Source organism: Kitasatospora sp. NPDC001095 (assembly GCF_053598615.1).
Genome location: NZ_JBSFKQ010000001.1, coordinates 225,549 through 239,066, shown reverse-complemented (window position 1 = coordinate 239,066; position 13,518 = coordinate 225,549). Strand labels below are relative to the sequence as shown.

General features: G+C 75.9%; 1 protein-coding gene. It reads left to right on the top strand.

The window, feature by feature from the left end; all coding sequences use genetic code 11:
• The first annotated feature begins 65 nt into the window (after positions 1-65).
• Positions 66-13,517, top strand: coding sequence for an amino acid adenylation domain-containing protein (locus tag ACWDBB_RS00980; protein ID WP_449787590.1), 13,452 nt, complete (start codon positions 66-68; stop codon positions 13,515-13,517).
• The last annotated feature ends 1 nt before the right edge of the window (position 13,518 follow it).

Here is a 13,518-nt window from a genome sequence, read left to right as displayed (position 1 = left end):
GTCGTCCCCGCCCCGCCGACCAGCCCGTGCCGTTGTCGTGAGCAGACCCGAGTAGAGGAAGCACCGTGATCCCGGTTTCGTACGCCCAACAACGGCTCTGGCTGATCGACCAGATCGAGGGGCCGACCGCGCTGTACAACCTGCCGTTCGCCCTGCGCCTGCGCGGCCGCCTCGACACCGCCGCGCTGCGCGCCGCGACGGCGGACGTGGTCGCCCGGCACGAGGCCCTGCGCACGGTGTTCCCGGTGGCCGGAGGAGTCCCGGTGCAGCGGATCCTGCCGGCCGAGGAGGCGCAGCCGCGCTTCCTGGCCGTGGACTGCGCACCGGACGACTACCCGGCCCGCCGGGACGCCGCGGCCGCCGAGACCTTCGACCTGAGTAGCGAACTGCCCATCCGGGTCACGGTGTTCACCCTCGGCCCGACCGAGCACGTGCTGCTCGTCGTGCTCCACCACATCGCCGGTGACGGCTGGTCGCTCGGCCCGCTGCTGCGCGACCTCGCCGAGGCCTACCGGGCCCGGCTCGCCGGCCACGGCCCCGACTGGGAACCACTGCCGATCCAGTACGCCGACTACGCACTCTGGCAGCGCGACCTGCTCGGCGACGAGCGCGACCCCGAGAGCCTGCTCGCCCGCCAACTCGACCACTGGCGAACCGCGTTGGCGGGACTCCCGGAGGAACTGGAGCTGCCGACCGACCGCCCCCGACCGCCCGCCCCCACCGGCGCCGCCGACTCCGTCGACCTCGCCTGGGACGCCGGCCTGCACACCGCCCTGCTCGACCTCGCCCGCACCCACCGCACCACCCTGTTCACCGTCCTCCAGGCCGGCCTGGCCGCCCTGTTCACCCGGCTCGGCGCCGGCACCGACATCCCGCTGGGCACCGGTGTCGCCGGACGCTCCGACGAGGCCCTGGACGACCTGGTCGGCTTCTTCGTCAACTCCCTGGTCCTGCGCGCCGACTCGTCCGGCGACCCGGGCTTCGCCGAACTGCTCGGACGGGTCCGGGAGGCCCAACTCGACGCCTTCGCCCACCAGGACCTCCCCTTCGAGCGCATCGTCGAGGAGCTCAACCCGCCCCGGGCGCTCGGCCGCCACCCGCTGTTCCAGACCCTGCTGGTACTGCAGAACCACGGCCAGGACGCCGAACTCGCCCTGCCCGGGCTGGAGTCCGCCCCCGAACCGATCGGCCTGCGGGTCGCCAAGTTCGACCTCAACATCGGCATCACCGAACGGCACGGCCCCGACGGCGCCCCCGCCGGGCTCACCGGCTCGATCGAGTACTCCGCCGACCTCTACGACCGCGACACCGTCGCCGCGCTGGCCGAACGGCTCGGCCGGCTGCTGGCCGGCGCCGCCGCCGACCCGCACGCCCCCATCGGCACCCTCGACGTGCTCGCCCCCGAGGAGCGCACCCGCATCCTCACCGAGTGGAACGCCACCGACGCCCCCCGCCGGTCCGGCACCCTCGCCGAGTCCTTCGAGCGCCAGGCCGACCGCACCCCGCACGCCACCGCCCTCGTCCACGACGACGGCGCCCTCAGCTACGCCGAACTCGACACCCGCGCCAACCGCCTCGCCCACCACCTGAGCGCCCTCGGCGTCGGCCCCGAGACCCCCGTCGCGATGCTGATGGAGCGCTCCGCCGACGTCGTCGTCGCCACCCTGGCCGTCCTCAAGGCCGGCGGCTGCTACGTCCCCATGCACCCCGGCCTGCCGCCCGAGCGGATGACCGGCGTGCTCGCCGACACCGGCGCCCCCGTCCTGCTCACCGACCGCGCCGACCCCGGCTTCCCGCACGGCGCCGCCGTCGTGCGCCCCGGCGACGAGGCCGGCGCCCCCGACCACCGCCCCGGCCTGACCGTCCACCCGGACCAGCTCGCCTACGCGATGTACACCTCCGGCTCCACGGGCCGCCCCAAGGGCGTCGCCGTACGCCACCGCGACGTCCTCGACCTCGCCGCCGACCGCCGCTGGCGGGACGGCCGGCACCGGCGCGTCCTGCTGCACTCCCCGCACGCCTTCGACGCCGCCACGTACGAGATCTGGACGCCCCTGCTGGCCGGCGGCACCGTCGTGGTCGCCCCGCCCGGCGCCCTCGACGCCGCCGCCCTGCACGCCGTCACCGTCCGCCACGGCGTCACGGCCGTCTTCCTCACCAAGGCCCTGTTCGACCTCGTCGCCGAGCAGGCCCCGGAGACCTTCGCCGCCCTGCGCGTCGTCTGCACCGGCGGCGAGGCCGCCTCCGGCGTGCTGATGCGGCGCGTCCTGGAGGCCTGCCCCGACCTACTGCTCGCCCACGTCTACGGGCCCACCGAGACCACCACCTTCGCCACCCACCACCCGCTCGTCCCCGCCGACCTCGACGGCCCCCGGGTGCCGATCGGCGGCCCGATGGACAACATGCGCACCTACGTCCTGGACGCCCGGCTGCGCCCCGTCCCGCCCGGCGTCCCCGGTGAGCTGTACCTCGCCGGCGCCGGCCTGGCCCGCGGCTACCTCGGCCGGCCCGGCCTGACCGCCGAGCGCTTCGTCGCCTGCCCGTACCGGCCCGGCGAGCGGATGTACCGCACCGGGGACCTGGTACGGCTGCGCGCCGACGGCGCCGTGGAGTTCCTCGGCCGGATCGACGGCCAGGTCAAACTGCGCGGCTTCCGGATCGAACTCGGCGAGATCGAGGCCGCGCTCTCCCGCCACCCGGCCGTCCGCCAGGTCATCGTGATCGCCCGCGAGGACCGCCCCGGCGACACTCGGCTGGTCGCCTACTGCACCGCCGAGGCCACGCTCACCCCGGCCGAACTGCGCGCCTTCGCCGGCACCGTGCTGCCCGGCTACATGGTCCCCGCCGTGGTCGTCCTGCTGGACGCGCTGCCGCTCAACGCCAACGGCAAGGTCGACCGCCGGGCCCTGCCCGCCCCCGACCTCGCCGCCGACGACACCGGGCGCGCCCCCCGTGACGAGCGCGAACGGGTGCTCTGCGAACTCTTCCGCGACCTCCTCGGCATCGACGGCATCACCATCGACGACGACTTCTTCGCCCTCGGCGGCCACTCCCTGCTCGCCACCCGCCTGGTCGGCCGGGCCCGCGCCGAACTCGGCGTCGAACTCGCCATCGGTGACCTCTTCCAGGCGCCCACCGTCGCCGGGCTCACCGACCGGATCGCCGAGCGCGCGGCCGACACCCCCGCCCCGGCCCGCCCGGCGCTGCGCCCCGCCGTCCGGCCCGAGCGGGTGCCGCTCTCCTTCGCCCAGCGCCGCCTCTGGTTCCTCGACCGGGCCGACGGCCCCTCGGCCACCTACAACGTGACCCTCGCCCTGCGGCTGAGCGGGCCGCTCGACCCCACCGCCCTGGCGGCCGCCCTCGGCGACGTCGTCCACCGGCACGAGGCCCTGCGCACCGTCATCGGCGAGCAGGACGGCACCCCGTACCAGCGCGTCCTCGACGCCCCCACCGCCGCCCTGCTCACCGTCACCGACCGCCCGACCGACGAACTCGCCGGCCACACCTTCGACCTCGCCACCGACCTCCCGGTCCACGCCTACCTGCGGCCCGAGGGCACCGAGGAGCACGTGCTGGTCCTGGTCGTCCACCACATCGCCGGGGACGGCGCCTCGCTCGGCCCGCTCTACCGCGACCTCGCCGAGGCCTACCGGGCCCGCCTGGCCGGCGACGCCCCGCGCTGGGCGCCGCTGCCCGTCCAGTACGCCGACCACGCGCTCTGGCAGCACGAGCTGCTCGGCTCCGAGGAGGACCCGCGGAGCCTGCTCTCCCGCCAGCTCGCCCACTGGCGCGAGACCCTGGCCGGTGCCCCGGAGGAGCTGCCGCTGCCGCTGGACCGCCCCCGCCCGCCGGTCGCCTCCCACCGCGGCGCGGTCGTCCCGCTGGAGTTCGACGCCGACCTGCACGCCCGGCTCACCGCGCTCGCCGCCGAACACGGCGTGACCCTCTTCATGGTCCTCCAGGCCGCGTACGCCACCCTGCTGCACCGCTTCGGCGCCGGCACCGACCTGCCGATCGGCACCCCGCTGGCCGGGCGCCTCGACGAGGCCGTGCAGGAGCTGGTCGGCTTCTTCGCCGGCACCCTGGTGCTGCGCACCGACCTCGCCGGCCGCCCGGGCTTCGCCGACCTGCTGGCCCGCGTCCGGGAGACCGACCTGGCCGCCCACGCCCACCAGGACGTGCCCTTCGAGCGGCTGGTGGAGGAACTGAACCCGACCCGGTCGACCGCCTGCCACCCGTTGTTCCAGGTGATGCTCGCCTTCGCGGGCGCCGTCGAGGACGGCCCGGACCTGCCCGGCGTGACGGTGACGGAGGAGCCGGTCGACTTCGGGACGGCCACCTTCGACCTCACCCTGCGCCTGGTCGAGCGGCAGGGCGCCGACGGCGCCGCCGGGGGGCTGGTCGGCGTCCTGGAGTACGCGACCGACCTGTTCGACCGCGAGAGCGCCGAACGGCTCTCCACCGCACTGGACCTGGTCCTTCGCCAGGTCGTCGAGGACCCCCGGCGGTCCGTCGCCGAACTGGACGTCCTGCCCGCCGGGGAGCGGTCCGCCGCCGCCGGCGACCACACGCCGCTGCCCGAACAGGTGCCCCTGGTGCCCGCCGCCTTCGAGGCGCAGGCCGCCCGCACCCCCGAGGCCGTCGCGCTGGTCTGCGGCGACACCAGGCTGACCTTCGCCGAGCTGAACGCCCGCGCCAACCGCCTCGCCCACCGGCTGATCGCCCAGGGCGTCGGCCCCGAGCGCGTGGTGGCGCTGGCGCTGCCGCGCTCGGCGGAGACGGTGGTGGCCATCCTGGCCGTGCTCAAGGCCGGCGGCGCCTACCTGCCGCTGGACGCCGACCACCCGGCCGAGCGCACCGCCCGGATGCTGGCCGAGGCCCGCCCCGCACTGGTGCTCACCGACGGCCGCTGGCCGCTGCCCGAGGCGCTCGACGGACACCCCGCGCTCGACCTCGCCGTACCGGGCCCCGGCCCGGAGACGGACCCGGCACCGCGGGCCGGTGCGGCCGACGCGGCCTACGTCATCTTCACCTCGGGATCCACCGGCCGCCCCAAGGGCGTCGTCGTCCCGCACGGCGGTATCGCCGCCCTGCTGGCCGCCCACCGCACCGGGGTGATGGCCGGCACCGCCAGGCAGCGGGTCGCCCTCACCGCCTCGCTCTGCTTCGACGCCTCCTGGGACGGCCTGCTCTGGCTGGTCGCCGGGCACGAGCTGCACCTGATCGGCGGCGACGTGCGGCGCGACGCCCGGGCCCTGGTCCGCCACGTGCGCGAACAGCGGATCGGCGTCCTGGAGGTGACCCCCTCCTACGCCGAGCAGCTGCTCGAGGAGGGCCTGCTGGACGAGCCCGCGCCGGCCCTGGTGCTGCTCGGCGGCGAGGCCGTCGGCCAGGCGCTCTGGACCCGGCTGCGCGAGGCGCCGGGCACCGCCGCCCACAACCTGTACGGCCCGACGGAGTGCACCGTCGACGCCCTCACCCACCCGCTGGCGGCCACCGGACGGCCCGTCCTCGGCCGCACCGTCGCCGGCACCCGCGGCTACCTCCTGGACGAGTACCTCAACCCCGTCCCGACCGGGGTGCCGGGGGAGCTGTACCTGGCCGGCGCCGGGCTGGCCCGCGGCTACCTCGACCGGCCGGGCCTGACGGCGGAGCGCTTCGTCGCCTGCCCCTTCGAGCCGGGCGCGCGGATGTACCGCACCGGGGACCTGCTGCGCCGCACCCGCGACGGGGAGCTGGAGTACCTCGGCCGCACCGACCACCAGGTGAAGATCCGCGGCTTCCGGATCGAACTCGGCGAGATCGAACGCGCCCTGACCGCCCACCCCCGGGTGCTCCAGGCCGCCGTCCTGCCCGACGAGGACGGGCTGCGCCTGGTCGCGTACGTCGTCACCGACGGCCCGCTCGACCCGGCCGACCTGCGCGCCGCCGCCGCCCGGACCCTGCCCGGCTACATGCTGCCCGCCGCGATCGTGCCGCTGGACGCGCTGCCGCTGAACGCCAACGGCAAGCTGGACCGCAGCGCCCTCCCCGCACCGGACTTCGCCGCGCTGGCGGCCGGCCGCGCCGCCCGCACGCCGCAGGAGGAGATCCTCTGCGGGCTGTTCGCGGAGGTGCTCGGCCTGGAGCGCGTCGGCATCGACGACGACTTCTTCGACCTCGGCGGCCACTCCCTGCTCGCCACCAAACTGCTCAGCCGGGTGCGGTCCGCACTCGGAGCCGAACTGGGCATCCGGGACGTCTTCGAGACGCCGAACGTGGCCGGACTGGCCGGCCGGCTGGGCGCCGGCCCGCGGCGGGCGGCGCTGAGCGGAAACGGCGCGCGCCCCGAGCGGGTGCCGCTGTCCTCCGCCCAGCAGCGGCTGTGGCTGATCGACCGGATGGAGGGCCCCAGCGCCCTCTACAACGCGCCGCTGGCACTGCGCCTGGCGGGCGAACTGGACACCGCCGCAATGGAGTCGGCGCTCGGCGACCTCCTCGCCCGGCACGAGAGCCTGCGCACCCTGATCGGCGAGAGCGAGGACGGCACCCCGTACCAGCGGATCCTCCCGGCCGGCGAGGCCGCCGCCCCCCTCGAGACGCGCGCCTGCCCGGCCGCCGAGGTGGCCGCCGCCGTGGCCGGGCTGTGCCGCCACGCCTTCGACCTGCGCACCGAACTGCCCCTGCGGGCCACCCTGTTGCGGGTCTCGCCCGAGGAGCACGTGCTGGTGCTGGCGCTGCACCACATCGCCAGCGACGGCTGGTCCCTCGGCCCACTGGTCCGCGACCTCACCACCGCCTACGCGGCCCGCGCCGGCGGTGCGGCCCCGCAGTGGGCGCCGCTGCCCGTCCAGTACGCCGACTACGCGCTCTGGCAGCGCGAGCTGCTCGGCGACGAGGAGGACCCGGGGAGCCTGGCCGCCTGCCAACTCGCCTACTGGCGCGACACCCTGGCCGACCTCCCGGAGGAGGCCACGCTGCCGCTGGACCGCCCCCGCCCGCCCGTCGCCTCCCACCGCGGCGACCGGGTGGCGCTCACCCTCGACGCGCGGCGCCACCGCGAACTGCTCGCGCTGTCCCGCGAACACCGGGTCACCCTGTTCATGACGATGCAGGCCGCGCTCGCCGCCCTGCTCACCCGCCTCGGCGCCGGCACCGACATTCCGATCGGCTCGGTGGTGGCCGGGCGCTCCGACGAGGCGCTGGACGACCTGGTCGGCTTCTTCGTCAACACCCTGGTGCTGCGCACCGACACTTCCCCTCGCTCCGCTGGGGATACCCCTACCGGCTCCCCGAGCTTCGCCGAACTGCTCGGCCGCGCCCGGGAGACCGCCCTCGGCGCCTACGCCCACCAGGACACGCCGTTCGAGCGCCTGGTCGAGGAGCTCAAGCCGGCCCGCTCACTGGCCCGCCACCCGCTGTTCCAGGTCATGCTGGTGCTCCAGAGCAACGAGCGGGCCGAGCCGTCGACGCCGGGCCTGCGGGTCGAGCCGCTCGGAGCGGGCACCGGCTCCGCCAAGTTCGACCTCAGCCTGATCGCCGAGGAGTCCTTCGGCCCCGACGGCGAGCCCGCCGGGATCGACTGCGCCCTCGACTTCGCCACCGACCTCTTCGATCGCGAGTCGGTCGAGGCGATCGCCGTCCGCCTCGGCCGGCTGCTGGCGGCGGTGACCGCCGATCCGGAGCTGCCGATCGGCCGGATCGAGCTGCTCCCGGCCGAGGAGCGGGCCGCACTCCCGGCCTCCGGCGGCGCCCTGCCGACCGAAGTCCCGCTGCTGCCCGCCGCCTTCGCGGCCCAGGCCGCCCGCACCCCGGAGGCCGTCGCACTGGTCTGCGGCGACACCCGGCTGACCTTCGCCGAGCTGAACGCCCGCGCCGACCGCCTCGCCCGCCGCCTGCGGGCCGCGGGCGCCGGACGGGAGTCGGTCGTCGCCCTCGCCCTGCCCCGCTCGGCGGAGACGGTGGTCGCCATGCTCGCCGTGCTCAAGGCCGGGGCGGCCTACCTGCCGCTGGACGCCGAGTACCCGGCCGAGCGCACTGCCCACATGCTCGCCGACGCCCGCCCGGCGCTCGCCCTCACCGACGACCGCTGGCCGCTGCCCGAGGTGCTGACCGGCCTGCGCACCCTGGACGTCACCGCCCCGCCGGAAGGCGACACCGACGAGCCGCGGTGGAGCGCCGCCGACCCGGGCGACGCCGCCTACGTCATCTACACCTCGGGATCCACCGGCCGCCCCAAGGGCGTCGTCGTCCCGCACGGCGCCGTCGCCGCCCTGCTGGCCGCCCACCGCGCCGCCCTGATCCGGGGCGTCGAGGAGGCCCACGGCCGGCAGCGGATCGCGCTCACCGCCTCGCTCTGCTTCGACGCCTCCCTGGAGCCCGTACTCTGGATGTTCGCCGGGCACGAGCTGCACCTGATCGGCGACGAGCTGCGCCGCGACCCGGCCGCCCTGGTCCGGCACACGGCCGAGGCCGGCATCGACGCCCTGCACCTCACCCCGTCCTACACCGAGCAGCTGATCGAGGAGGGGCTGCTGGACGCACCCGCGCCACGCGTGCTGCTGCTCGGCGGGGAGGCCGTCGGCCGGGCGCTGTGGCAGCGGCTGCGGGAGCACCCCGACACGGCGGGCCACAACTTCTACGGCCCGACCGAGGCCACCGTCTACGCGCTGACCCAGCCGTTCGCCGCGGTGGAGCGCCCCGGTCTCGGCGGCCCGATCGCCGGGGTGCGGGCGTACGTCCTGGACGAGTACCTCAATCCCGTCCCGGCCGGGGTGCCGGGGGAGCTGTACCTGGCCGGTGCCGGGCTGGCCCGCGGCTACCTCGACCGGCCGGGCCTGACGGCGGAGCGCTTCGTCGCCTGCCCCTTCGAGCCGGGCGTGCGGATGTACCGCACCGGTGACCTCGCCCGCCGCACCCGCGAGGGCGGCGTGGAGTACCTGGGCCGCACCGACCACCAGGTGAAGATCCGCGGCTTCCGGGTCGAACTCGGCGAGATCGAGCAGGTGTTGGCCCGCCACCCCGCCGTCCGCCAGGCCGTGGTCACCGTCCGGGAGAGCGACACCGGCGACCAGCGCCTTGTCGCCCACTGCGCGGCGGCCCAGGACGCGCCCGAACTCGCCGCCGAAATACGGCGGTTCGCCGCCGAGACGCTGCCCGGCTACATGGTGCCGGCCGCCGTCGTCCTGCTCGACGCGCTGCCCCTGACCGGCAGCGGCAAGGTCGACCACCGGGCGCTCCCCGCACCGGACTTCGCCGCGCTGGCGGCCGGCCGCGCCGCCCGCACGCCCCAGGAGGAGATCCTCTGCGGGCTGTTCGCGGAGGTGCTCGGCCTGGAGACGGCCGGGGTCGACGACGACTTCTTCGACCTCGGCGGCCACTCGCTGCTCGCCATGAAGCTGCTCAGCCGGGTGCGGTCCACGCTGGGCGCGGAGTTGGCGATCCGGGACGTCTTCGAGGCACCGACCGTGGCCGGACTGGCCGTTCGGCTGGGCGCCGGTCCGCAGCGGGCGGCACTGACCGCCGACCGCGAGCGGCCCGAGCGGGTGCCGCTGTCCTCCGCCCAGCAGCGGCTGTGGCTGATCGACCGGATGGAGGGCCCCAGCGCCCTCTACAACCTGCCGCTCCTGCTGCGCGTGGCAGGGGAGTTGGACCTGGACGCACTGGAACTGGCACTCGGTGACGTCGTCGCCCGGCACGAGAGCCTGCGCACCCTGATCGCGGAGAGCGAGGACGGCACCCCGTACCAGCGGATCCTGCCCGCCGGGCAGGCCCGCGTCCCGGTCGAACAACTGCCGCCCGGCACCGACCCCGAGAGCCGCACCGCCTTGCCCTTCGACCTGGCCGCCGATCTGCCCGTCCGCGCCCACCTCATCCCGGCCGGGCCCGGCGAGCACCTGCTCGCCCTCGTCCTGCACCACATCGCCGGGGACGGCTGGTCGATGGGCCCGCTGCTGCGCGACCTCGCCACCGCCTACGCGGCCCGCGCCGGCGGTACGGCCCCGCAGTGGACGCCACTGCCCGTCCAGTACGCCGACTACGCGCTCTGGCAGCGCGAGCTGCTCGGCGAGGAGGGCGACCCGCAGAGCCTGATCTCCCGCCAACTCGCCCACTGGCGCGAGAAACTGGCCGGCCTGCCCGAGGAACTGTCGCTGCCCGTCGACCGGCCGCGCCGCGCCGCCGCCACCCACCGCGGCGATCGGGTCGTCGTGCCCTACGGCGCCGAACTCCACCGCGCGCTCCGCGAGTTGTCCCGCGAGCACCGGGTGACGATGTTCATGACCGTCCAGGCCGCGCTCGCCGCCCTGCTCACCCGCCTCGGCGCCGGCACCGACATTCCGATCGGCTCGGTGGTTGCCGGGCGCAGCGACGAGGCGCTGGACGACCTGGTCGGCTTCTTCGTCAACACTTTGGTGCTGCGCACCGACACTTCCCCTCGCTCCGCTGGGGATACCCCTACCGGCTCCCCCAGCTTCACCGAGCTGCTCGCCCGCGTCCGGGAGACCCAACTCGACGCCCACGCCCACCAGGACGTGCCCTTCGAGCGCCTGGTCGAGGAGCTGAACCCGGCCCGCTCACTGGCCCGCCACCCGCTCTTCCAGGTGGCGCTGCTGCTGGAGGGCCGGTCGGGTGACTCCGCGCCGCTCGCCCCGGCCGGACTGGACGCCTCCGTGGAGTCCTCCGCGGGGACGGTCGCCAAGTTCGACCTGAGCGTCGGCCTCGGCGAGTCCTTCGACCCCGACGGCGCGCCCGCCGGCCTGGAGTGCGCGATCGACTTCGCCACCGACCTCTTCGACCGCGAAACGGTCGAGGCGATCGCCGTCCGCTTCGGCCGACTGCTGACGGCGGTGGCCGCCGATCCGGAGCTGCCGATCGGCCGGATCGAACTGCTCCCGGCCGAGGAGCGCGCCGCGCTCCCGACCGCCGGAGCCGCCCTGCCGGCCGAAGTCCCGCTGCTCCCGGCCGCCTTCGCGGCCCAGAGCGCCCGCACCCCGGAGGCCGTCGCGCTGGTCTGCGGCGACACCGCGCTGACCTTCGCCGAGCTGAACGCCCGCGCCAACCGCCTCGCCCACCACCTGATCGGGCAGGGCGTCGGCCCCGAGTCCGTCGTCGCCCTCGCCCTGCCCCGCTCGGCCGAGAGCGTGATCGCGATCCTGGCCGTGCTCAAGGCCGGCGGCGCCTACCTGCCGCTGGACGCCGACCACCCCGCCGACCGCACCGCCCGCACCCTCGCCGACGCCGCCCCCGCTCTCGTCCTCACCGACGACGGCTGGCCGAAGCCCGAGGCCCTGGCCGGTACCCCCACCCTGGCCGTCGCCCCCGTCCTGGCCGGCACCCCCGCCCTGGCCGTCGCCGAGGCCACCGGACCGGACACCGATCCGGCACCGCGCGCCTCGGCCGACAACGCCGCCTACCTGATCTACACCTCGGGATCCACCGGCCGGCCCAAGGGCGTCGTCATCCCGCACGGGAGCATCGCCGCGCGGCTGGCCGCCCACCTGGCCGGAGTGGTCGCCCCCGCCGAGGCCGAACACGGCCGACTGCGCGCCGCGCTCACCGCCTCACTGTCCTTCGACGGATCGCTGGAGAGCCTGCTCTGGATGTTCGCCGGGCACGAGCTGCACCTGATCGGCGACGAGCTGCGCCGCGACCCGGCCGCCCTGGTCCGGCACGTCCGCGCCACCGGCATCGGCGCCATGGACCTCACCCCCTCCTACGCCGAGCGACTCCTGGCGGAGGGCCTGCTGGAGGAGGCCGCACCGTCCGTGCTGGTGCTCGGCGGCGAAGCCGTCGGACAGCAGCTCTGGACCACCCTGCGCGAGGCACCGGACACCGTCGCCCACAACCTGTACGGCCCGACCGAGGCCACCGTCTACACCCTCGGCCAGCCCGTCGCCGCCGCACCGCGCCCCGGTCTCGGCGGCCCGATCGCCGGGGTGCGGGCGTACGTCCTGGACGAGTACCTCAATCCCGTCCCGGCCGGGGTGCCGGGGGAGCTGTACCTGGCCGGTGCCGGGCTGGCCCGCGGCTACCTCGACCGGCCGGGCCTGACGGCGGAGCGCTTCGTCGCCTGCCCCTTCGAGCCGGGCGGCGCGCGCATGTACCGCACCGGTGACCTCGCCCGCCGCACCCGCGAGGGCGGCGTCGAATACCTGGGCCGCACCGACCACCAGGTGAAGATCCGCGGCTTCCGGATCGAACTCGGCGAGATCGAGCACGTGCTGACGCGCCACCCGCTGGTGCTCCAGGCCGCCGTCCTGCCCGACGAGGACGGGCTGCGCCTGGTCGCGTACGTCGTCACCGACGGCCCGCTCGACCCGGCCGAGCTGCGCGCCTTCGCCGCCGGCCACCTTCCCGGCTACATGCTGCCCGCCGCCGTCGTCCCGCTGGCCGCCCTGCCCCTCACCGGCACCGGCAAGCTCGACCGGACGGCGCTGCCCGCACCGGACTTCGGGCCGCTCACCGGCGGCCGCGCCGCCCGCACCCCCCGGGAGGAGCTGCTCTGCGCGTTGTTCGCCGAGACCCTCGGCCTGGAGCGCGTCGGCATCGACGACGACTTCTTCGACCTCGGCGGCCACTCCCTGCTCGCCATGAAGCTGCTCGCCCGCGTCCGCACCGCCCTCGGCGCCGATCCCGGCATGCGGGCGCTGTTCGAGGCACCCACCGTGGCCGGCCTCGCCCGGCACCTCGACCGGAGCCCCGACCACGGCCCGGCGGCCGACGCCCTGGACGTCCTGCTGCCGCTGCGCGCCGGAGGCGACCGGCCCCCGCTGTTCTGCGTCCACCCGGCGGCCGGCATCAGCTGGGTCTACTCCGGGCTGCTGCGCCACCTCGGCCCCGAGCGGCCGGTGTACGGCCTCCAGGCCCGGGGCCTGCGCGGCGACGCACCGGCGAGCGTCGCCGAGATCGCCGAGGACTACGTGCGGCAGATCCGCGCGGTGCGCCCCGACGGCCCGTACCACCTGCTGGGCTGGTCCTTCGGCGCGGTGGTCGCGCAGGAGATGGCCGTGCGGCTGCGGGCCGAGGGCACCGAGGTCGGGCTGCTGGCCCTGCTCGACGGCGCCCCGGCGACCCGCACCGACGACGCCCCGCCGCCCGTCGAAACCGCCGACAGCCTGGCCGAGTTGCTGCACTCGCTCGGCTACGACCCGGCGGACGGCCGGGGCCTCGCCGACCTGCGGGCCGTGCTCGGCGATGCGGTGGCTGTGCTGCCGGAGGTCTTCGACCGGCACCGCAAGCTGATGGCCGAGCACGTGCCCGCCCGCTACCCGGGGGATGCCGTCTTCTTCGGGGCGACCACCGGCAAGCCCGCCGACTGGCCGTACGAGCAGGCCTGGCGGCCGTACCTGGGCGGCCGGATCGACGGTCACCGCCTCGACTGCGCGCACGGCGAACTGACCCGTCCGCAACCGCTCGCACGGATCGCCGCCGTGCTGGCCGAGAAGCTGGACGCCGTCGAGAAGCCGTCCGACGTGCCGTCCGACGTGCCGTCCGGCAAGCCGTCCGAGAAGCCCGCCACCGAGAAGCCGGGAGCGTGAC